Annotated in this window: 19 protein-coding genes and 1 riboswitch; of the genes, 4 read left to right on the forward strand and 15 right to left on the reverse strand. The window is 70.3% G+C overall.

Going from position 1 to position 20,785, the window contains the following annotated elements; all coding sequences use genetic code 11:
- Window positions 1-17: 17 nt before the first annotated feature.
- The 5 genes from IF02_RS0111945 to IF02_RS0111965 form a co-directional block, all read right to left on the reverse strand.
- Window positions 18-1,148, reverse strand: a complete 1,131-nt coding sequence (locus IF02_RS0111945) for a hypothetical protein (RefSeq protein WP_051696156.1) — start codon at window positions 1,146-1,148, stop codon at window positions 18-20.
- A 47-nt stretch (window positions 1,149-1,195) separates the two neighbouring features.
- Complete coding sequence (locus IF02_RS0111950; RefSeq protein WP_030156095.1) at window positions 1,196-2,239, reverse strand: NlpC/P60 family protein; 1,044 nt, start codon at window positions 2,237-2,239, stop codon at window positions 1,196-1,198.
- Window positions 2,240-2,489: 250 nt separating this feature from the next.
- Window positions 2,490-3,524, reverse strand: coding sequence for an NlpC/P60 family protein (locus tag IF02_RS0111955; RefSeq protein WP_030156097.1), 1,035 nt, complete (start codon window positions 3,522-3,524; stop codon window positions 2,490-2,492).
- 259 nt (window positions 3,525-3,783) lie between these two features.
- Complete coding sequence (locus IF02_RS0111960; RefSeq protein WP_030156099.1) at window positions 3,784-5,148, reverse strand: NYN domain-containing protein; 1,365 nt, start codon at window positions 5,146-5,148, stop codon at window positions 3,784-3,786.
- A gap of 38 nt (window positions 5,149-5,186) precedes the next feature.
- Entirely contained in the window at window positions 5,187-5,426 is a 240-nt protein-coding gene (locus IF02_RS0111965) for a hypothetical protein (protein WP_008738811.1), read from the reverse strand.
- Window positions 5,427-5,553: 127 nt separating this feature from the next.
- On the opposite strand from IF02_RS0111965, the gene IF02_RS0111970 reads away from it, so the two are divergent.
- Both IF02_RS0111970 and IF02_RS0111975 read left to right on the forward strand, forming a co-directional pair.
- Window positions 5,554-6,276 (forward strand): rhomboid family intramembrane serine protease, encoded by a 723-nt coding sequence (locus IF02_RS0111970; protein WP_037836098.1) that lies wholly within the window; start codon window positions 5,554-5,556, stop codon window positions 6,274-6,276.
- Complete coding sequence (locus tag IF02_RS0111975) at window positions 6,273-6,554, forward strand: Lrp/AsnC family transcriptional regulator (protein WP_008738815.1); 282 nt, start codon at window positions 6,273-6,275, stop codon at window positions 6,552-6,554. Before IF02_RS0111970 ends, IF02_RS0111975 begins: the two co-directional genes overlap by 4 nt.
- A gap of 110 nt (window positions 6,555-6,664) precedes the next feature.
- Here IF02_RS0111975 and IF02_RS0111980 read toward each other — a convergent pair whose 3' ends face one another.
- The 6 genes from IF02_RS0111980 to IF02_RS0112005 form a co-directional block, all read right to left on the reverse strand.
- A complete protein-coding gene (locus IF02_RS0111980) occupies window positions 6,665-8,059 on the reverse strand; it encodes an aminotransferase class V-fold PLP-dependent enzyme (RefSeq protein ID WP_030156103.1) in 1,395 nt (464 codons plus the stop codon).
- A 232-nt stretch (window positions 8,060-8,291) separates the two neighbouring features.
- Window positions 8,292-8,408, reverse strand: a riboswitch (SAM riboswitch).
- A 106-nt stretch (window positions 8,409-8,514) separates the two neighbouring features.
- Complete coding sequence (gene trpD, locus IF02_RS0111985; protein WP_030156105.1) at window positions 8,515-9,579, reverse strand: anthranilate phosphoribosyltransferase; 1,065 nt, start codon at window positions 9,577-9,579, stop codon at window positions 8,515-8,517.
- A 166-nt stretch (window positions 9,580-9,745) separates the two neighbouring features.
- Window positions 9,746-11,374: a cytochrome b gene (locus IF02_RS0111990; RefSeq protein ID WP_030156107.1), complete on the reverse strand. Its 1,629-nt coding sequence runs from the start codon at window positions 11,372-11,374 to the stop codon at window positions 9,746-9,748.
- Complete coding sequence (locus IF02_RS0111995; RefSeq protein WP_030156109.1) at window positions 11,371-12,429, reverse strand: ubiquinol-cytochrome c reductase iron-sulfur subunit; 1,059 nt, start codon at window positions 12,427-12,429, stop codon at window positions 11,371-11,373. Before IF02_RS0111995 ends, IF02_RS0111990 begins: the two co-directional genes overlap by 4 nt.
- A complete protein-coding gene (locus IF02_RS0112000; protein WP_030156111.1) occupies window positions 12,426-13,235 on the reverse strand; it encodes a c-type cytochrome in 810 nt (269 codons plus the stop codon). Before IF02_RS0112000 ends, IF02_RS0111995 begins: the two co-directional genes overlap by 4 nt.
- A gap of 76 nt (window positions 13,236-13,311) precedes the next feature.
- Window positions 13,312-13,932, reverse strand: coding sequence for a cytochrome c oxidase subunit 3 (locus IF02_RS0112005; RefSeq protein WP_030156112.1), 621 nt, complete (start codon window positions 13,930-13,932; stop codon window positions 13,312-13,314).
- A 199-nt stretch (window positions 13,933-14,131) separates the two neighbouring features.
- Here IF02_RS0112005 and IF02_RS0112010 point away from each other — a divergent pair, with 199 nt between their 5' ends.
- Entirely contained in the window at window positions 14,132-14,533 is a 402-nt protein-coding gene (locus IF02_RS0112010) for a hypothetical protein (protein ID WP_030156114.1), read from the forward strand.
- A gap of 119 nt (window positions 14,534-14,652) precedes the next feature.
- Here the strand turns inward: IF02_RS0112010 and IF02_RS0112015 are convergent, their stop codons facing one another.
- The 4 genes from IF02_RS0112015 to coxB all read right to left on the reverse strand — a co-directional run bounded on the left by IF02_RS0112015 (window position 14,653) and on the right by coxB (window position 19,113).
- Window positions 14,653-15,900 carry a L,D-transpeptidase gene (locus IF02_RS0112015; protein WP_030156116.1) on the reverse strand — a complete coding sequence of 416 codons (1,248 nt, stop codon included), beginning with the start codon at window positions 15,898-15,900 and terminating at the stop codon, window positions 14,653-14,655.
- A 116-nt stretch (window positions 15,901-16,016) separates the two neighbouring features.
- Complete coding sequence (locus tag IF02_RS0112020) at window positions 16,017-16,415, reverse strand: cytochrome c oxidase subunit 4 (protein ID WP_030156117.1); 399 nt, start codon at window positions 16,413-16,415, stop codon at window positions 16,017-16,019.
- Window positions 16,412-18,142 (reverse strand): cytochrome c oxidase subunit I, encoded by a 1,731-nt coding sequence (gene ctaD / locus IF02_RS0112025; protein ID WP_030156119.1) that lies wholly within the window; start codon window positions 18,140-18,142, stop codon window positions 16,412-16,414. Before ctaD ends, IF02_RS0112020 begins: the two co-directional genes overlap by 4 nt.
- Complete coding sequence (gene coxB / locus IF02_RS0112030; RefSeq protein WP_030156120.1) at window positions 18,139-19,113, reverse strand: cytochrome c oxidase subunit II; 975 nt, start codon at window positions 19,111-19,113, stop codon at window positions 18,139-18,141. The genes ctaD and coxB overlap by 4 nt, the downstream gene beginning before the upstream one ends.
- A gap of 283 nt (window positions 19,114-19,396) precedes the next feature.
- Between coxB and IF02_RS0112035 the strand changes: the two genes are divergently transcribed.
- Window positions 19,397-20,776 (forward strand): cysteine desulfurase/sulfurtransferase TusA family protein, encoded by a 1,380-nt coding sequence (locus IF02_RS0112035; RefSeq protein ID WP_030156122.1) that lies wholly within the window; start codon window positions 19,397-19,399, stop codon window positions 20,774-20,776.
- Window positions 20,777-20,785 lie beyond the last annotated feature (9 nt).

Here is a 20,785-nt window from a genome sequence, read left to right on the forward strand (position 1 = left end):
CCCGGGTGCGGGCGCGGCTACTCCCCGCCCAGCTCCTCGCGGAGCCCGGCCTGCCAGGCCAGCGTCAGGCCGGGCAGATCGCCGCCGATCGTCTCCTCCAGGGCCGTCGCCAGGGGCTCGCGGCCCGCCCGCTCGTAGAGGCGGACCAGCGTGGCGTCGCCCCACTTGGCCGCGATCAGCCGGCAGGCCAGCCACGCGCCCTCGTACGCGCGGGCCAGCGCCTCCGGGTCGCCGCCGAAGGCGAACGCCCCGTCGTCGGGGAGCGCGGCCGGCAGCTCCCCGCGGCGCACCGCCCGGCCCAGCGCCGGCGCGGCCTGCCGCGCGGTGGTGGTCCCGCCGCGGTACGCCGCCCAGTCCGCGAAGCCCTCCGAGAGCCACAGCGGGGTCCGGGCGGTGGTCGCGGCCCGGGTGGCCACGTGCGTGACCTCGTGGGTCAGGACGACGCCCCGGCCCGCCGCGCTGAGCTCCGCCCAGCCCTCCGGGTTGACGACGACCCGGTCGGCGGGGGCCTTCGCGGCGCCCACCCGGCCCGTCGTGACCGCCCCCATGCCCCGGTACTCGGCGGCCGGCCGGCCCAGCAGCTCCGCCATCCGCTCCAGGGAGCCCGGCACCAGCACCACCACCCGGCCCGCCCACGCCCCCGGCCAGGCGGCGCCCGCCGCGGGCACCGCCCGCTCGGCCTCCGCCGCGACCGCGGAGAGGGTCTGCGGGGACTGCCCGACGCCGAGCACCAGCGCGTGGGCGCCCTCGACCGCCTCCACCGGGCCCTGGTCCCACAACTGCGGCGGCGCGCCCGGCGCGGCCCGGTCCCCGGTGACCCGCCACCGGCCGCCGTCCGCGCCGTCCCGGCTCAGCAGCACTTCGCGCGCCGAGCCGGCCGGGGCCGTGTCGTAGCCGGTGAGCCGGTAGCTCAGTTCGGCGCGGGCGGTGGCCCGCTCGCCGTCGCGGCGGACCGCGGAGACCTCGTACGCCCATCCCTCCAGCGGGATCCCGGCGAGCCGTGCGGGCGGCGTCCGCGACCAGGCGGCGACGGCCTCCCGGACGTCCCCCTCGGCGGCGTCCCGCGCCGCGGGCGCCCCGCATCCCGCGAGCAGCGCGCCCAGCAGGAGCGGCAGTACGCGTACGAGGAGGCGGTGGACCGGGGACATCCGACGATCGTACGCACGCCCCGCACCGGCGGCGGGTCGGGGACGGCTCAGGGACGGGTCACGGAGGACACCGGCATCATCCCGACCGGGTCGTAGCGCACCCGCGCGCCCGGGTACGGGGCGTGCACCACCTGGCCGTTGCCGACGTACATGCCGACGTGGCTGGCGTCCGAGCGGTACGTGACCAGGTCGCCCGGCTGCGCCTGCGAGAGCGGGACCCGGCGGCCCGCGTACCGCTGGGCCTGCGAGGTGCGCGGCAGGGAGACGCCCGCCTGCCGGTACGACCACACCATCAGCCCGGAGCAGTCGAACCCGGAGGGCCCGGTCGAGCCCCAGATGTACGGGCGCCCGACGGCGGCCCGGGCGGCCATCACGGCGGTCGCGGCGCGGCCCGAGGAGGGGCCGAGCGAGTTCAGCTCGGGCAGGCCTCCGGGGCGCTCGCCGGAGCGCGAGGCCCGCTCGAAGTCGGCCCGCTCCTGGCTGGGCATGGCGTTGAGGAGCCGGCGGGCGGCGGCCAGCTTGGCGGTGACGGCGCGCTTCTGGCGGGCCACGTCGGCCCGTACGGTGTCGAGTTCGGCGAGCTTCTGCGAGGCCTCGTGGCGCTGCTGGCCCAGCCGGCGCTGCTCCTTGCGCAGTTCGTCGAGCCGGCGGGCCTGCCGGTCCGTCAGCCGGTTCAGCTGGGAGGCCTTGTCGAGGTATTCGTCCGGGTCCTCGGAGAGCATCAGCTCGACGGCGGGGTCGATGCCGCCGGAGCGGTACTGGGCTCCGGCGAAGGTGCCGAGGAGGCCGCGCATGGTGTTGATGCGGTCCTGGCCGCGGGCCAGTGCGTCCTGGGCCCGGTCGATCTCGGCGCGGAGCCGGCCGGCCCGCTCGCCCGCCCGGTTGTAGAGCTCGGTGGCCTGTTCGGCCTCCTCGAAGAGCCGGTCTACCTGGGCGCGGACGCCGGGCGCGGGCTCCTGCGGCAGGGCGGGGGCCGCGCTCGCCGTCGCGCCCGTCATGGCTGCCGCGGCAGCGGCCGCGGCGACGGTCAGGACGGTGACCTTGGTGTTCCTGTCGAGGCTGCCGAGCCCGGGCCGACGATGGGACGCCACTGGAACCGCTCCCTTCCGCTGCGTGGGACCGGGTCCGCCCCCGTGGACGGCCGTGTTCCGGGTTCCGCGCTGGCAGACAGTAACCGCGCCGCCACGCACCGGCCAACGACCTCCGGAGGGCGCGCATGACGACGCCCCGCCGGAGACGCAGGTCACCGGCGGGGCGTGTGGTCACAGCGGGGCCGCGGAATTCGCCCGGATGGGCGGTGTGCGGCGCGTCCCGTGGCGGGCGCGCGGTCCCCGGGGCGGGTCAGCCGACGCGGACGCCGAACTGGAACGGCATGTTCTTCATTGCCTCGTAACGGACGCCACCGGTCGGGTTGGAGGCGTGGAAGACCTGGCCGTTGCCCGCGTAGAGGCCGACGTGGTGCAGGTCGTCGTAGAAGAGGACCAGGTCTCCGGGCTGGAGTTCGCTCTGGTTGTAGATGCGCGTGCCGTCGTTGGCCTGCGTGGTGGTGACGCGGCTGATCTTGACGCCGGCCTGGGCGTAGGCCCACTGGGTCAGGCCCGAGCAGTCCCACGAGTCGGGGCCGGTGTCGCCCATGTGGTAGCGGTCGCCCTTCTGGGTGATCGCGGCGGCGAGGGCCGCCCCGGCCCGGCCCGAGCCCTTCACCGCACCCTTGCCGCCGGCGGCGTCCGCGGCGGCCTGGCCGTCCTTGGCCGCGTCACTCTTCAACTGGCCCCGCTCCTCGGCGGTCAGCGTGTTGAGGAGGGCCTGGGCGTCGGCGAGCTTGCTCTGGGCGGCCGCCTTCTTCTCGGCGAGTTCCTTGCGGACGGCTTCGAGGTCGGCGAGCTTGCCGGTGGCTTCCTGACGCTGCTGCGCGAGGCTGCGCTGTTTGGCCTGGATCTTCGTTATCGCCTCGACCTGCTTGCCGCTCACCTGCTGGAGCGTGGAGGCCTTGTCGAGGAAGGCATCCGGGTCGGAGGACAGCAGGAGCAGCATGGACGGGTCGAGGCCGCCGCCGCGGTACTGGGCGGTCGCCATCGAACCGAGCGTGTTGCGCAGGCCGTTGAGCTCGTCCTGGCCGCGCGCGACCTGGTCCTGGAGCTGCGAGATCTCCTTCTCCAGCTTCTCCTGGCGCTCCTTGGCCCCGTTGAACTTCTCGGTGGCCTGCTCGGACTCCTCGTAGAGGGCGTCGACCTTGCTCTTGACCTCGTCCTTGCCCGGCTTGGCCGGGGCGGCCATGGCCGACTGGGAGGAGAGGGCGACGGCCGCGGTCGCGAGGGCGGTGAGCACGCTCACACGGGTGCGGGTCGGCGGCTTGGGTCGACGGTGGGACGCCACGAACGCGAGCTCCTTATGCCTGGAGCCGCCGATTACAGTCGCAGGGCTCGGCAGCGCACCTTCGCCGTCACCCCGAATGAGTGAACTACCGCACGAAGGTTTGAGCCGACCCTAGTGACCTCGCTGTGATCAGTTCAAATCCTGTCGGCAAAAAACTTGGCTGCCGACCAGGTTCTTTACCTACAGCCCACGCTCTGTGCAGGGCACTTGACGGTACGTTCCCTGCCGGCCCTGCGAAATCGGGCATTCCAGCTACGAGTTACGAAACGCGCGAAAGCCGCTTCAGCAACAAAGCGGACGTCACGGGCCGGGCGCCGGCCTTCGCCACGCCGTCGGCCACCTCGCGGTCGGTGGAGACCACGACCACCGGCCGCCCGGGCGGTTCCGCGCGCACCAGCTGGCGGATCAGCTCGTCCGCCGTCACACCGGGCTTGGAGAACAGCACCCGTACCCCGCGCGGCGGCGCGAGCAACACCGGGGCCGCCAGCTCCGCCCCGTCGAAGACACAGGTCATCTCCGCGCCCGTCTGCGCGGCCAGCATCGACAGCCCGCCCAGCAGCCGCAGGCGCTGCTTCTCCAGCGGCATCGTCGGATAGCCGGTCTTCGTCACGTTGTAGCCGTCGACCACCAGATGGGCCTGGGGCAGCGCCAACAACTGGTCCAGCAGCGCCGGATCCGTCTCCGACAGGGCGCGTGCCGCGATGTCCTTCGGGGTCATCCGGCCCGGCTCCACCGCGTCCACGGTGTCGGCCGGCCGCGTCGACACCGGCGGCAGCGCCAGCTCGCGGCGCAGCCCCTGGGCGGCGTCCAGCACCGTGTCCAGCAGCAGCCGCAGCCGCATGTCCTCGACGCTGCGGCCCTCGCGGGTGGCCCGGCGGGAGGTTTCCAGCGCCGTCTCCACCTCCGCGAGGCGGGACTTGAGGCGCCGGGTCTCGCTCTCGGCGGCCGCCACCTGCGCGGCCGCCTCGCCCCGGATCCCGTCGATCTCGGCGGTGACCTTGCGCAGGGCCGCCTCGCCGCGCTTCACATCGCTCTGGGCGCTGCGCAGCTTGCGCTGAAGCGATTCCGCTTCCTTGCGCGCCGCGTCCAGCTCGGCCCGCACCTGCTCGCCGCCGAGGCGCTGCGCGTCCCGTGCCTGGGCCAGTTCCTCGCGCAGCCGGTCCAGTTCGCGCCGGGTCTCCTCGCCGACCCGCTCGGCGTCGGCGCGCTGCGCCTCCTCGCCGGCGGCGGCCACCAGCTTCACCCAGCCGACCGGGCGCAGTACGTACGCGGCGGCCGCCACGTCCAGCGGGTCCGCGGCGGCGGGCGGGGCGCCGGACTCCAGGGCACCGGCCAGCTCGGCCTGGGCCTCGCGCAGCTTCTCGGCGACGCGGCCCCGGAAGACGGCGTCCGTCTCCACCGCCGCGGCCATGGCGTTGCCCGCGAACTTGGCGCGCCGGGTCGGGGTGAACCGGGCGTACTGGCGCAGCTGCGCCGGGAGGTCCGCGACCGTCAGTCCGCCGAAGGCGTCCGAGACGAGCGCGACGACCCGGCGCCGCACGCCTTCCGGCAGCGGGCGGTCGAGCACCTCGGCGGCGTCGCCGGCCGCGTCGGCCGGCTCAGCGCCGCTTGCTGGCTCCACAATCCGTCACCCCTACCGTCATTCACCTGTGGGCGGCTCCGTCAGGAGTCCGCGCCCGGCCTGTCCACGAGCTCGATCTGGTCCACCGCGTTGCACCACCGGCAGCGGACCGACTCGATGGTCTCATTGACCACCTCTCGCTCCTCGACCTTGGGCTCCCCGGCAAGATCCAGGTGGACGTACTCCACGACCTTCGACGAACGAGTGACGTCGAAACGCGTGAGGTTGCCGCACAGCGTGCAGCGCCACCGGGTGGTGTCGGTCGGCAGGGGAACCGTCATCAGGCCGCTCTCTCCTTCGTAGCTGATTCAATTAAAGCCGCCGTCCGCGTCAATCGCCGGACCGCAGCACGTAACCCTACGGCCTGCCGGTGCTCGGGGCGGGTCCCCTTGGGTCATGCTCGATCGCATGATCGTAAAGTGGCAGGCCCTCCGGGAGGCCGCCCGGGGCCCGGTGGTCGTCCACGCGCTGATCGCGGGCTGCTGCGTGGTGTTCCTGCTCGGCCCGGCCTCGGGGCTGGATCCCTCGTACGGGACGGGCGAGCGGTTGGTGGAGACGGGGACCGCGTACTTCCGGCGCTGGGGCGTGGTCCCGGACGAGCTCTTCACCGGCTCGGCGCGGGCCCTGCTGACGCCGCTGACCGCCCTGTTCGTGCACGGCAGCTGGCTGCACCTGCTCGGCAACATGCTGTTCCTGTACGTCTTCGGCGTGATGACGCAGGAGCGGATGGGGCGGCCGGAGTTCCTGTCGTTCTACATCTGTACGGGCTACCTGGCGCTGGCGGCGTACGCGGCGGCCAACGCCTCCTCGGCGCAGACGCTGGTGGGTGCGTCGGGCGCGATCTCGGCGGTGCTCGGAGCCTTCCTGTGCCTGTTCCCGCGGGCGCGGGTGACCAGCCTGTTCCCCTTCCTCCTCTTCCTCCCGCTGCGCTTCCCGGCGTGGATGGTCCTGCTGTTCTGGTTCGCCCTCCAGTGGGTGGCGGCGCACCGCGCGGGCAGCGGCCCGGGGGTGGCGTACCTCGCCCACGTGGTGGGCTTCTCACTGGGCTTCGTCTACGCGTGGGTGCGCTATCGGCGTACGACTAGAGTGAGGCGACCAGCGACGGCGACCGAGGGAGACAGCCAACCGTGATCACCGCGATCGTGCTCATCAAGACCAGCGTGGACCGGATCCCCGAGATCGCCGAGTCGATCGCCGCGCTGGACAGCGTCAGCGAGGTCTACTCCGTCACGGGGACGTACGACCTGATCGCCCTGGTCCGCGTGGCCCGCCACGAGAACCTGGCGGACATCATCCCGGGCCGCATCAGCAAGATCCCGGGCGTCGAGGCGACGGACACCCACGTGGCCTTCCGCACGTACTCCCAGCACGACCTGGAAGCGGCCTTCGCCATCGGCCTCGACGCGTAGCGAGCCCTCACAGCCCGGGCAGGCGGCGCGGGCTCCCCCGGCGGCCGCGCGCTCGTCCGCCCGCGTTGACGGCCGGTATCGGGTCCCGGTAGGTCATGATCGCCGGCGTGTCACACGGCCGGGACGCAGCGGCCTTCCTCGGTGCGGTACTGCCACTTGGCTCCGGAGGTGACCAGTTCCTTCACGGCGCCGACGAAGCGGTCGACGTGCTCGTCCGGGGTGCCGGCGCCGAAGCTGACGCGGATCGCGTTCAGGGAGCGCTCGCCCGGGGCCGCCTCGGGGGCTCCGCATTCGCCCTGGGCCTGCGGCTCGCTGCCCAGCAGGGTGCGGACCAGCGGGTGGGCGCAGAACAGGCCGTCGCGGACGCCGATCCCGTACTCCGCCGACAGCGCCGCCGCGAAGTGCGAGCTGTTCCAGCCGTCCACCACGAAGGAGATGACGCCGACCCGGGGGGCGTCGTCGCCGAAGAGGGACAGGATGCGGACGGCCGGGACCTCCGCCAGGCCGCCCCGGACCTTGGCGATCAGGTGCCGCTCGCGGGCGACGAGGCCGTCGAAGCCCGCCTCGGTCAGGGCCTTGCAGGCCGAGGCGATCGAGTACACGCCGATCACGTTCGGGGAGCCGGCCTCGTGGCGGGCCGCCGTCGTGTGCCACTCGACGTCGACCCCGCCGTCCGCGCGGCGAGCGACCTTGCGGGAGGCGCCGCCGCCGGCCAGGTACGGCTCCGCCTGCTGCAGCCAGTCCGCGCGGCCCGCCAGCACACCCGAGCCGAACGGCGCGTACAGCTTGTGCCCGGAGAAGGCCACCCAGTCCACGTCCAGCTCCTGCACGGAAACGGGGTGGTGCGGGGCCAGCTGGGCGGCGTCCAGGACGATCCGCGCGCCGTGGGCGTGCGCCGCGGCGGCGAGCTCCTTCACCGGCCACAGCTCGCCGGTGACGTTGGACGCCCCGGTGACGCAGACCAGCGCCGGACCGTAGGGCTCGCGCTCGGCCAGCGCCCGCTCCAGGGTCTCCACGGCCTGGGCCGGGGTCCGCGGCGCGTTGAGGTACGTGACCTGCGCGTCCCCCCACGGCAGCAGCGAGGCGTGGTGCTCGGTCTCGAAGACGAACACCTGGCAGTCGGCCGGCAGCACGGCGGCGAGCAGGTTCAGCGAGTCGGTGGTGGACCGGGTGAAGATCACCTGATCGGACGGACGGCAGTCGAGGAACTCGGCGACCGTCACCCGGCTCTGCTCGAAGAGGTCCGTGGACAGCTGGGAGAGGTAGCCCGCGCCGCGGTGCACGCTGCCGTAGTACGGGGCGTAGGCGGCGACGTCGTCCCAGACCCGCTGGAGCGCGGGGGCGCTGGCCGCGTAGTCGAGGGCCGCGTACGTGACCTCGCCGCCGGTGACGAGCGGGACGGTGACGTCCCGGCCGAGGACCGGCAGGGGCTGGGCACAGGCGGGGTCGACGGCGTCGGTGGCGGTCACGACGTCGGTGGCGGCGGCGTTCGGGTACGTGGACATGGCGGTATCTCCCGGCAGGACAGGCTGAATGGCTTCGGAAAGCCCGTACCCGGGTGCACGGAAGCGCGGGTGCGCGACGGCGCATCGGCACATGTGCCGGGGGTACGGGAGTTGCCTCGACGCGCGGACCGCTCGGGACCGCACGGAGGGTGAAGAAGGGGCGGAGTCGCCCTATCGCATTCGCTTGCTCACGGAAAAGCTCCTCGAGAGACCAGGACCCCTGGTGTCGAGGGATCCGCGCTTGCCGCAGGCCTTTCTGCCTACGACCTGGTCATCACCCGGGGCACCCCGCCACGGAAGGAGGGTTGCCGGACAGCAAGCCGGGGCCTAAACGCTGTCACTCGTGACCTGGTCAGCATCCTGCCACAAGATCCCCCGCGCACAAGACCCCGGTCCGCATGCTGGACCGGGGTCTTGGCCGGAAACGATCAGGCGCCGTTCAAGACGCTCACGCGCTACGCGTTGCTCGCCGCCACCCAGCGGTCCAGGGCCGCGCGGGCCGCGCCCGAGTCGATGGACTCGGCGGCACGGGCGATCGCGGTGCGGATCTGGTCCTCCAGGGAACCCGTGCCCGGGTCCAGGGCCACCAGGGCCGCCGCCGCGTTCAGCAGGACCGCTTCGCGCACCGGGCCCGTCTCGCCGGCCAGCAGCCGGCGCGCCACGTCCGCGTTGTACGAGGCGTCCGCGCCCCGCAGCGCCGAGACGTCGACCAGCGGGATCCCGACGTCGCGCGGGTCGAACGACTGCTCGTCCACCCGGCCGTCGCGGACCCACCACACCCGGGAGGTCGCGGTCGTCGTCAGCTCGTCCAGGCCGTCGTCCCCGCGGAACACCAGCGCCGAGGAGCCCCGCTCCGCCAGCACGCCCGCCACGATGGGCGCCACCCGCGCGTCCGCCACGCCCGTGGCCTGCGCCCGTACCCGCGCCGGGTTGGTCAGCGGGCCGAGGAAGTTGAACGTGGTCCGGATGCCCAGCTCCTTGCGGGCCGCCGCCACGTGCCGCAGCGCCGGGTGGAACTTCACCGCGAAGCAGAAGGTGATGCCGGCCTCCTCCGCGACCTCGACCACCCGCGCCGGGGTGAGGTCCAGGTTGACCCCGAGCTTCTCCAGCACGTCCGAGGAACCGCTCGCGGAGGACGCGGCCCGGTTGCCGTGCTTGACCACCTTCGCGCCCGTACCGGCCACGACGATCGAGGACATCGTGGAGATGTTCACCGTTTTGGCCCCGTCGCCGCCCGTGCCGACGATGTCCACCGTCCGGCCCGGCACCTCGATCAGGTTGGCGTGCCCGTACATGGACCGTACGAGGCCGTTGATCTCCGCGACCGTCTCGCCCTTGGCCCGCAGCGCCACCACGAAGCCGGCGATCTGGGCGTCCGTGGCCTCCCCGCGCATGATCCGGTCCATGGCCCAGGCGGTCTCGTCGGCGCGCAGGTCCTGGCCGCTCAGCAGGGCATCGAGGACGCCCGGCCAGCCGCGGGCCGCCACGCTGTCGCCGCCTGCCGGGGTCGCAACGTTCATGGTCCGCTCCTGCTGTTGATCGGCCACCCGATGTCGGGGCCCACTCGTATGGGAAGGGGTTCAGCCTATCCAGCCCCGGGGACGGCAAAGAGCCCCGTCCGGACACTGGACGGGGCTCTCGCCGTGGCGACACCAGGACTGACCTGAATCAGTCCCTCAAGCGGGATCAGTGGTGGCCGTGGCCGCTCTGGATCTCCTTGTACTCCTCCACCGTGGGCTTCGGAATCTGGTTGTTCTCGGCGTAGAAGCCCTTGCTGAGCTTCGCGCGGAGCTTCTCCTTGCGGCCGACCTTGCGCTCGACGCCGTTCTCGTCGACCGTCGGGCCGATCTCGACCGGCTTGTACTGCTCGTGCGCGGTCAGCGTGTGCAGCTTGGCCTGCGAGAGCGGCTCGTGGACCTCGACGAACTCACCGTGCGGCAGGCGCTTGATGATGCCGGTCTCGCGACCGTGCAGCACCTTGTCGTGGTCCCGGCGCTGGAGGCCGAGGCAGATGCGCTTGGTGACGATGAACGCGAGGACCGGGACGACGAAGAAGCCGATCCGGACGAACCACGTGATGTTGTTGATCGAGAGGTGGAAGTACTGCGCGAACATGTCGTTTCCACCGCCGATCAGCAGCACGATGTACTCCGCGATCCAGGCGACACCGAAGGCCGTACGGGTCGGGACGTTGCGCGGGCGGTCCAGGATGTGGTGCTCGCGCTTGTCCCCGGTGACCCAGGACTCGATGAACGGCCAGGCGGCGATCGCGCCCAGCACCACCGGGAAGATGACCAGCGGGATGAACACGCCCAGGACGAGCGTGTGGCCCCACAGGTTGATCTCCCAGCCCGGCATGGCGCGGATCAGGCCTTCCGGCATACCCATGTACCAGTCGGGCTGCGCACCGGTGGACACGTGGTCCGGGCGGTACGGGCCGAGCGCCCAGATCGGGTTGATCGAGGCGATCGCCGCGATGGCCGCGATGACACCGAAGACCAGGAAGAAGAAGCCTCCGGCCTTGGCCATGTAGACCGGCAGCAGCGGCATGCCGACGACGTTGTTGTTCGTCTTGCCGGGACCCGCGAACTGGGTGTGCTTGTGGTAGAAGACCAGGATCAGGTGGGCCACCAGCAGGCCCATCATGATGCCGGGCAGCAGCAGGATGTGGATCGAGTAGAACCGCGCGACGAAGTCGCCGCCGGGGAACTCGCCGCCGAAGAGGAAGAACGAGATGTACGTGCCGACGATCGGCACGGACAGGATCGCGCCCTCCATGAAGCGGACACCGGTGCCCGAGAGCAGGTCGTCCGGCAGGGAGTAACCGGTGAAGCCGGTGAACATGCCGAGGACCAGCAGCAGGAAGCCGAAGATCCAGTTGACCTCGCGCGGCTTGCGGAACGCGCCGGTGAAGAAGACGCGCATCATGTGCACGACCATGCCGGCGACGAAGATCAGCGCCGCCCAGTGGTGGATCTGCCGGATGAGCAGACCACCGCGGACGTCGAAGCTGATGTCCAGCGTCGAGGCGAAGGCCTCGGACATCTGGACGCCCTGCATCGGCACGTACGAGCCGTGGTAGACGACCTCGTTCATGCTCGGGTGGAAGAACAGCGTCAGGTACACACCCGTGAGGATGATGATGATGAAGCTGTAGAGGCAGATCTCACCCAGCATGAAGGACCAGTGGTCCGGGAAGATCTTGCGCATGTTGGACTTGGCCAGGCTGTAGATGCCCAGGCGTCCGTCGGCCCAGTCCGCTACCCGCTCGCCCTTGGAGGGCGCCGGTCGCTTCGTGTCAGTGGCAGTGCTCATCCGCGCTCCCAGAATGCAGGACCGACGGGCTCTTCGAAGTCGCCGAGCGCTTCGAGGAAGCCTTCACCGTTCACGCCGATCCGCAGCTGCGGAAGCGCGTGGCCGGCCGGACCGAAGATGACTCGGGCGCCGTCGGAGAGGTCGAAGGTGGACTGGTGGCACGGGCAGAGCACGTGGTGGGTCTGCTGCTCGTACAGGCTGATCGGGCAGCCGACGTGGGTGCAGATCTTCGAGTAGGCCACGATGCCCTCGTGGGACCACTCGAGTTCCTGCTTGTCCTTGATGTCCTCCGGCTTGATGCGGACGATCATCAGGGCGGCCTTGGCGATCTGCGTCTGGAAGTCGTGCTGCTCCTCCTCCAGGCCCTCGGGCCTGGCGAAGGTCAGCGAACCGACCAGCACGTCCTCGGGACGCAGCGGCTCGTTCGTGTTGTCGTTGATGAGCAGCTTGCCCCTGGCCCACACGGTCTTGCGCAGCTTCTCCTCGGGCAGCGGGCCCAGGTCGCGCATGATCATGAGAGCGGACAGCGGCAGCATCGACAGCGCGCCGAGCATGGTGTTGCGGATCAGCGGGCGGCGGGCGATGCCCGACTCGTTCGCGCCGTCGGCGAAGTCCTGCATGACCTTCGCCTTGAGCTCCGGCGGCGCCGCGATCTCGTGGCGCTCGTCGGCGACCTCGACGTCGGACATCAGGGTACGGGCCCAGTGGACCGCGCCCGCGCCGATGCAGAAGAGGGCGGTGCCCAGGGTCAGACCGAGGGCGAAGTTGAGCCCGCTCACCTTCCCGACCGGGAAGATGTAGACGATCTTGTCGACCGGGATGGTCACGTACGAGGCGATGAAGCCGATCGTGGCCAGCATCGACAGCGTGAACAGCATCGCCACGGTGCGCTCGGAGCGCCTCGCGGCCCGCTCGTCGATGTCCTGGACACGGGGCTTGTGGACCGGCAGGCCCGGGTCGGCGAACGGGTCGTCCGCGACTGCTACGCCACCGTGGTGCGCGTCGCCCTGCTCGCTCGGCAGGTGCTTCTCTTCGGGAATGTCTTGGCTACTCATGACTTCTTGGCCTTAGCGGTGTGGGCCGCGACCCAGACGGCGACAGCGATCAGCGCACCCAAGCCGAAGATCCAGCCGAACAGACCCTCGGAAACGGGGCCGAGGCCACCGAGCTTCAGGCCGCCAGGGCTGACCGACTGCTCGCCGTTCACGTGCTGGAGGTACGCGATGATGTCCTTCTTCTCCTTCGTCGGCATGGTGCTGTCCGGGAAGGAGGGCATGTTCTGCGGGCCGGTGAGCATGGCCTCGTAGATGTGCTTCGGCTCGACGCCCTCGAGGTTGGGGGCGTACTTGCCGTTCGTCAGCGCGCCGCCTTCGCCGGTGAAGTTGTGGCACTGCGCGCAGTTGTTGCGGAAGAGCTCACCACCCCTGGCGATGTCGGCGCCCGCCGGGTCGTACTGCTTCTCGGTCGGCACGATCGGGCCGGCGCCGAGGGAGGCGATGTAGGCGGCGAGCTGGTCGATCTGCGCCTGGTCGTAGATGACCGGCTTCTTCGGCACCTGCACGCCGGGCTGCTGGGCGGGCATGCGGCCCGTGCTCACCTGGAAGTCGACGGCCGCGGAGCCGACGCCTACCAGGCTGGGGCCGTCAGTGGAACCCTGACCGCCGGTTCCGTGGCAGCTTGCGCAACCCACGGCGTAGAGCTTCTTGCCCTCCTCGATGGCGAGGGACTGGGCGGTTTCATCGGCCTGCGCCTTGCCCGCGGGGGCGAAGGCGGCGTACAGCCCCCCAGTGGCCGCCAGCGCGAGGAGTAGAACGACGACCGCCGCCAGCGGATGGCGTCGTCGTGCGGAGAGCTTTTTCACGGATTACCCCGGTGTCAGGATCTTCTGCGTCGGTGTTTCTGGATGGAGTGCCGGGTCTGGCCCGGTGACGTGTTCGCTACTTGATCAGGTAGATCGTCGCGAAGAGGCCGATCCAGACGACATCGACGAAGTGCCAGTAGTAGGACACGACGATGGCCGACGTGGCCTGTTCGTGGGTGAACCTCTTGGCCGCGTACGTCCGGCCGAGGACCAGCAGGAAGGCGATGAGACCGCCCGTCACGTGCAGACCGTGGAAGCCGGTGGTCAGGTAGAAGACCGAGCCGTACGGACCTGACGAGAGAGACATGCCCTCGTGCTTGACCAGCTCGGTGTACTCGAACACCTGGCCGCCAATGAAGATCGCACCCATGACGAATGTGATCATGAACCACGACCGGAGCTTCTTCACGTCACCGCGCTCGGCTGCGAATACGCCGAGCTGGCAGGTGAGGGAGGAAAGCACCAGGATCGTCGTGTTCGTCGCCGAGAAGGGCAGATTCAAGGCCGAAGCCTGCTCTGACCAGTACTCGGCACCTGTCACGGATCGCAGGGTGAAGTACATCGCGAAGAGGGCCGCGAAGAACATCAGCTCGGAACTCAACCAGATGATGGTTCCGACGCTGACGAGGTTCGGCCGGTTGACCGTCGGGTGCGCGTGCCCGGTATCTACTGTCGTTGCTGTCGCCACGACCGACATTATGTCGGTCGCTTATCCCGCCCTCACCCCGGGGGGTGCCGTTCGGAGTGTCAGGGGCGTGTGCAAGGCCCGAACGGCCCATCAGATCGGCCCCGCGGCCTTCATCGGCGAGGCTGTCCGAACCGATGTTGACAGCGGGTCGGACGGAGTAGCATCCCGCGCAACATCAACGTGATTCACGGCACCGTGGAGGAACGAAATGCGGTCGACTGCACGGGTTCTGGTCTACAGCGACGACGCGAGCACCCGCGAGCAGGTGCGGCTGGCGGCCGGGCGCAGGCCGGCCGCGGACCTGCCTCCGGTCGAGTTCGTGGAATGCGCCACGCTCCCGGCCGTCCTGAGCGAGCTGGACGCGGGCGGGATCGACGTGTGCGTGCTGGACGGCGAGGCGGTCCCGGCCGGCGGCATGGGCGTGTGCCGGCAGATCAAGGACGAGATCTTCCAATGCCCGCCGGTACTGCTGCTGATGGGGCGTCCGCAGGACGCCTGGCTGGCCACCTGGAGCCGCGCGGACGCGGCGGTGACCCTTCCGGTCGACCCGGTGGAGTTCGCGGACGTCCTGGCGGGCCTGGTGCGTTCCCGGCTGTCCCGGGCCGCCTAGCGCGGCCGACGCCGGCGCGCCGTAGTCCGTACGAAGGGACTTCGGCGGGCCGGTGTCGGGCCGTGCTGGCCGTGCGGGGCTGCCCGTTCGGCCCGGGTCGCGGGCCGGGCCGGCCGGGCTCAGACCTGCGGGCGCAGCCGGGCCTGGTCCATCGGACTGCGGCCTTCCTGGGTGCCCTTGAGGAGGGCGCTGCCGTCGCGCCACTCCTTCCAGTCCAGGTTCCAGTCGCCGAAGCCGTTGCCGAAGGGCTCCATGTCGTCGCCGATACTGTTGATCACCCGGATGATGTCGCCCTCGGTGATGTTCTCGTAGAACCAGGCGGCGTTGCCTGTGCTCATGCCGGTGCAGCCGTGGCTGACGTTCTCGGAGCCCTGCGAGTCCACGGACCACGGCGCGGCGTGCACGTATTCACCACTCCAGGTGACGCGGGTCGCGTAGTAGACGGGCAGGTTGTAGTACTCGCTGCCGCCGATGCCGACGGTGTCGCCGCGCATCTGGACGAAGTACTGCTTGCCGAGCACCACCTTGACCCCGTTGCGGGTGGAGAAGCCGGGCTTTCCGGTGGTCACCGGAATGGTGTTGATCACTTCTCCGTTGCGCTCGAACGTGAGGTAGTGCGCGGAGGCGTCCGTGGTGACCTCGACGCGGTCCCCGATCTCCAGCGTCAGCGGCTTGGCCGCGGCCCCGTGGAACTCGTCGGAGATCTTGATGCCCTCCAGATTGCTCCGTACGGAGACGGTGGAGTGGGCGGGCCAGTAGTCCTTGGGGCGGAAGTGCAGGTGCTTGTCGTCCACCCAGTGCCAGGCGCCCTCGACGCCCGACGGCATGGAGACGACCAGGCCCCGCTCCACGATCGCCCGGGCGGCCTTGTCCGAGATGGGCTCGTTGAGTTCGGCCGTGAGGGGCTGTCCGACGCCGTACTTGCCCTCGTCCGGCCCGAATTCGACCTTGAGGACCTTATCGGCCGGAGTGGTCTCGAACGTCAGCCTCCGCTGCCCCGGAGCGCCGCGCTCGTCCTCGGTGTTCACCAGGACCGTGTAGTGGACACCGGCGGCCATCGGGGCGGTGCTGTGCCAGCGGTCGCCCTTGGCGCTCAGCTCGCCCGCGAGACGGCGTCCCTGGGAGTCCACGGCGGACACGTCGGTGATCCGGCTGCCGCCGGTGCCCTTGGCGGTGATCTCCAGGGGCTTCTCGGGGTCGACGGGCCGGCCGCCCGGCGGCTGGTTGAGGACGACCTGGTCGCCCGCGTCGTACGGGCGGGCTGACAGCGGGTTGTCTCCGGGCCCGCAAGCGGTGGCGCCGGCCCCGAGGGACGCCACCAGCACGGAGCAGCTGAGTACCGTCCAAAGACGCGGTGAGTGCTTCATGGAGCCCACGCTATGAAGGTATGACCATTGCTGCGCGCGGGGTGACTGCAAACGAGGGGCCCGGACTCCTCCATTGGAGGTGTCCGGGCCCCAGGTCTTGTCTCGGTGCTGCGGTCCTACTGGTTCTGGTTCTCACCGCGGTAGTACTCGTACACCCAGCCCCACAGGCCGATCAGGATGATCGGGGCCGAGAAGTACATGAGCCACCAGCCGAAGATGACGCCCATGAACGCGAGCGCACCGCCGATGCCCAGCGAGAGCGGCTGCCAGCTGTGCGGGGAGAAGAACCCCAGCTCGCCCGCCTCGTCGGCGACGTCGGCCTCCAGGTTGTCCTGGGCCATCTCGTCCACGCGCTTGGCCGTGAAGGCCAGGTAGTAGCCGATCATGACGCTCAGGCCGAAGGCCAGGAAGAGCGCGGTGGTTCCGACGGGCTCCTTCGACCACACGCCGTACACGACGGCCATGATCAGGATGAAGAAGGAGAGCCAGAGGAACATCTTGCCCTGGATCTTCACTTGCCGGCCTCCTTGCCACCGGTGACGGCCTTGGCGGCGACGCTGTGGTCCTCGAGGTGGTCGAGGGCTGCGATCTCAGGGTGGTGCAGGTCGAACGCCGGCGACTCGGAACGGATCCGCGGCAGGGTGAGGAAGTTGTGCCGCGGCGGCGGGCAGGACGTCGCCCACTCGAGCGAACGGCCGTAACCCCACGGGTCGTCGACCTCGACCTTCTTGCCGTACTTCGCCGTCTTCCAGACGTTGTACATGAACGGCAGCATCGACATGCCCAGCAGGAACGAGCTGATCGTCGAGATCGTGTTCAGGGCGGTGAAGCCGTCGGCCGCGAGGTAGTCCGCGTAACGGCGCGGCATGCCCTCGGCGCCCAGCCAGTGCTGCACCAGGAACGTGCCGTGGAAGCCGATGAACAGCGTCCAGAAGGTGATCTTGCCGAGGCGCTCGTCCAGCATCTTGCCCGTGAACTTCGGCCACCAGAAGTGGAAGCCGGCGAACATCGCGAACACCACGGTGCCGAAGACGACGTAGTGGAAGTGCGCGACGACGAAGTACGAGTCGGAGACGTGGAAGTCCATCGGGGGCGAGGCCAGGATGACGCCGGTCAGACCACCGAAGGTGAAGGTGACCAGGAAGCCGATCGTCCAGAGCATCGGGGTCTCGAAGGACAGCGAGCCCTTCCACATGGTGCCGATCCAGTTGAAGAACTTCACACCGGTCGGGACCGCGATCAGGAAGGTCATGAAGGAGAAGAACGGCAGCAGCACACCACCGGTGACGTACATGTGGTGGGCCCACACGGTCACGGAGAGGCCGGCGATCGCGATCGTCGCCGCGATCAGACCGATGTAACCGAACATCGGCTTGCGGGAGAAGACCGGGATGATCTCGGAGACGATTCCGAAGAATGGCAGCGCGATGATGTACACCTCTGGATGTCCGAAGAACCAGAAGAGGTGTTGCCAGAGCAATGCGCCGCCGTTGGAGGCGTCGAATACGTGGGCGCCGAACTTGCGGTCGGCCTCCAGCGCGAAGAGCGCGGCGGCCAGCACCGGGAAGGCGAGCAGGACCAGGACACCGGTCAGCAGCACGTTCCAGGTGAAGATCGGCATGCGGAACATCGTCATGCCGGGGGCGCGCATGCAGATGATCGTGGTGATGAAGTTGACCGAGCCGAGGATCGTGCCGAAGCCGGAGAAGGCCAGACCCATGATCCACATGTCGGCGCCGATGCCCGGCGAACGGACCGCGTCCGACAGCGGGGAGTAGGCGAACCAGCCGAAGTCGGCGGCGCCGTTCGGCGTCACGAAGCCGGCCACCGCGATGGTCGAGCCGAAGAGGTACAGCCAGTACGCGAACATGTTCAGCCGCGGGAACGCCACGTCGGGCGCGCCGATCTGGAGCGGCATGATCCAGTTCGCGAAGCCCGCGAAGAGCGGGGTGGCGAACATCAGCAGCATGATCGTGCCATGCATGGTGAACGCCTGGTTGAACTGCTCGTTCGACATGATCTGCGTGCCCGGACGAGCCAGCTCGGCGCGCATGAAGAGCGCCAGCAGGCCGCCGATGATGAAGAACACGAACGACGTGACCAGGTACATCGTGCCGATGGTCTTGTGGTCGGTAGTGGTCATCCACTTCACGACGACATTGCCCGGCTGCTTGCGCCGCACCGGCAGCTCGTTTTCATACGAGTCGGCGGCGGCACCCTGAGATTCGTTGAGGATGCTCACAGTTTGTTCGTCTCCGCATTCCGGGCCGGGTCAGTCTGCTTGATGCCGGCCGGGAGGAAGCCGGTCTGCCCCTTCTCGGCCAGTTCCTTGAGGTGCGCCCGGTAGACCTCGGGCGAGACGACCTTCACGTTGAAGAGCATCCGGGAGTGGTCGACGCCGCAGAGCTCGGCGCACTTGCCCACGAAGGTGCCCTCCTGGGACGGGGTGACCTCGAAGACGTTGGTGTGGCCCGGGATGACGTCCTGCTTGAACAGGAAGGGGACCACCCAGAAGGAGTGGATGACGTCGTTCGACGACAGGATGAAACGGACCTTCTCGCCCTTGGGCAGCCAGAGCGTGGGGCCGGGGTTGCCGGTCTCCAGGTTCCGGTCGCCGGGAACGCCCTTCTCGTAGACGCCCTCGGCGCCCGCGGGGAATTCCTTGGTGAAGCGGTCCGGGATGTTGGCGAGCTCCTTGGGAACCTCGCCGGCCTTCGGGGTCGCCGCATCGCCGTCGACGTTCTCGATGTAGTTGAAGCCCCAGCTCCACTGGAAGCCGATCACGTTGATCGTGTGGGGCGGCTTCGGGGTGAGGGCGAGCAGCTTCGACTCGTCACGCGCGGTGAAGTAGAAGAGCACCGAGACGATGATGAGCGGGACCACGGTGTACAGCGCCTCGATGGGCATGTTGTACCGGGTCTGCGGGGGGACCTCCACCTTCGTCCGGCTGCGCCGGTGGAAGATGACGCTCCAGATGATCAGGCCCCAGACCAGGATGCCCGTGATGAGGGCAGCTGCCCACGACCCCTGCCACAGGGACAGGATGCGAGGCGCCTCCTCCGTGACCGGATAGGGCATTCCGAGCCGGGGGAAGTCTTGCCAGTTGTACGAGCAACCAGTGGCGGTCGCCAGGACCGCGCCCGCAGTCAGCGCCTGCAGCAGCTTCCGCCGCATCGGGCGCCGCGGCGAGCGGTCGGAGCCGTAGGGACTCACGTAGCGCCTTCCCGAGAGTCTCGGCCCGCGCGGCCGGCCGCGGCCGTATTCGGGTCGGTCGCCGGCCCTGACGCAGGCAGGGGTTTGGATGTTTATGCGGACCAAACCCTACTGGACGCTATTTGGGGTCGCGCGGGGAGGGTGCCCAACGCGCCGCTACTGCCCCCGAAGGGATGGATCCGCCGTACGGGGGACGGCTCAACACCCCCTGAATGGCGGCCTCCGGAGGGCATCTGACGACCCCTGACCTCGAACGTCCCCGGTCGCCGGTTAGCGTGCCCGTATGCCGTACTTCGACACCGCGTCCGCCGCTCCTCTGCACCCCGTGGCCCGGCAGGCGTTGCAGGCCTCCCTGGACGAGGGCTGGGCGGACCCCGCCCGGCTCTACCGGGAGGGCCGGCGCGCCCGGCTGCTGCTGGACGCGGCGCGCGAGGCGACGGCGGAGGCCGTCGGCTGTCGCCCCGACGAGCTCGTCTTCACTCCTTCGGGGACGCACGCGGTTCACACGGGGGTGGCGGGAGCGCTCGCCGGGCGCCGGCGCGTCGGCGGTCATCTGGTCGTATCGGCGGTCGAACACAGTTCTGTACTCCACGCGGCGGCGGCGCACGAGGCGGCCGGGGGGACGGTGACCCGGGTCCCGGTGGACCGCGCGGGCGCGGTCTCCCCCGCCGGATACGCCTCCGTACTGGACGCGACGACGGCCCTGGCCTGCCTCCAGTCGGCCAACCACGAGGTGGGGACGGTCCAGCCGGTGGCGGAGGTGGCCGAGGTCTGCGCGGCGGCCGGGGTTCCGCTGCTGGTGGACGCTGCGCAGTCGCTGGGCTGGGGCCCGGTGGAGGGCGGCTGGTCGCTGCTCACCGCGAGCGCGCACAAATGGGGCGGTCCGGCGGGGGTCGGGCTGCTGGCGGTCCGCAAGGGCGTCCGCTTCTCGCCCCAATTCCCCGCCGACGAGAGGGAGTCGGGCCGCTCCCCCGGCTTCGTGAACCTCCCGGCCGTCGTGGCGGCGGCGGCCTCGCTGCGGGCCGTACGGGCCGAGGCCGACGCGGAGGCGGCCCGGCTGCGGATCCTGGTGGACCGCATCCGGCGGCGCGTGGCCCGGCTGGTACCGGACGTGGAGGTGGTCGGGGACCCGGAGCGGCGGCTGCCGCACCTGGTCACCTTCTCCTGCCTGTACGTCGACGGCGAGACGCTGCTGCACGAGTTGGACCGGGCGGGCTACTCCGTCTCCTCCGGCTCCTCCTGCACCAGCTCCACGCTGACCCCGAGTCACGTGCTCCGGGCGATGGGCGTGCTGTCGGAGGGGAACGTACGGGTCTCCCTGCCGTCGGGGACGACGGCGCAGGAGGTGAACGGCTTCCTGGAGGTGCTGCCGGGGGTGGTGGCGGGGGTCCGCGCCACGCTCGGCGTGGTCGAACCGGCCGCCGTGGCGCCGGTGTCGGACGCGCTGGAGATCGACGCCCTGGGCCTGCGCTGCCCCCAGCCGGTGATCGAGCTGGCCCGCGCCATCGGCACGGTCCCGATCGGCGGCACCGTCACCGTCCTCTCGGACGACGAGGTGGCCCGCCTGGACATCCCGGCCTGGTGCACGATGCGCGGCCACACGTACGTGGGCGAAGCCCCGCGCCCGGCGGGGGTCGCGTACACGGTCCGCCGCCGGGTGTGACCCCGGCGG

This window comes from Streptomyces sp. NRRL S-244, assembly GCF_000717915.1.
GTDB lineage: Bacteria > Actinomycetota > Actinomycetes > Streptomycetales > Streptomycetaceae > Streptomyces.

What these genes read in the sequence shown, in the direction of transcription:
- IF02_RS0111995 (WP_030156109.1), bottom strand. Translation starts at nt 12,429, where the DNA reads ATGAGTAGCCAAGACATTCCCGAAGAGAAGCACCTGCCGAGCGAGCAG.
- IF02_RS0112035 (WP_030156122.1), top strand. Translation starts at nt 19,397, where the DNA reads ATGCCGTACTTCGACACCGCGTCCGCCGCTCCTCTGCACCCCGTGGCC.
- IF02_RS0111945 (WP_051696156.1), bottom strand. Translation starts at nt 1,148, where the DNA reads ATGTCCCCGGTCCACCGCCTCCTCGTACGCGTACTGCCGCTCCTGCTG.
- IF02_RS0111990 (WP_030156107.1), bottom strand. Translation starts at nt 11,374, where the DNA reads ATGAGCACTGCCACTGACACGAAGCGACCGGCGCCCTCCAAGGGCGAG.
- IF02_RS0111965 (WP_008738811.1), bottom strand. Translation starts at nt 5,426, where the DNA reads ATGACGGTTCCCCTGCCGACCGACACCACCCGGTGGCGCTGCACGCTG.
- IF02_RS0112010 (WP_030156114.1), top strand. Translation starts at nt 14,132, where the DNA reads ATGCGGTCGACTGCACGGGTTCTGGTCTACAGCGACGACGCGAGCACC.
- IF02_RS0112005 (WP_030156112.1), bottom strand. Translation starts at nt 13,932, where the DNA reads ATGTCGGTCGTGGCGACAGCAACGACAGTAGATACCGGGCACGCGCAC.
- trpD (WP_030156105.1), bottom strand. Translation starts at nt 9,579, where the DNA reads ATGAACGTTGCGACCCCGGCAGGCGGCGACAGCGTGGCGGCCCGCGGC.
- IF02_RS0112015 (WP_030156116.1), bottom strand. Translation starts at nt 15,900, where the DNA reads ATGAAGCACTCACCGCGTCTTTGGACGGTACTCAGCTGCTCCGTGCTG.
- IF02_RS0111970 (WP_037836098.1), top strand. Translation starts at nt 5,554, where the DNA reads ATGATCGTAAAGTGGCAGGCCCTCCGGGAGGCCGCCCGGGGCCCGGTG.
- IF02_RS0111980 (WP_030156103.1), bottom strand. Translation starts at nt 8,059, where the DNA reads ATGTCCACGTACCCGAACGCCGCCGCCACCGACGTCGTGACCGCCACC.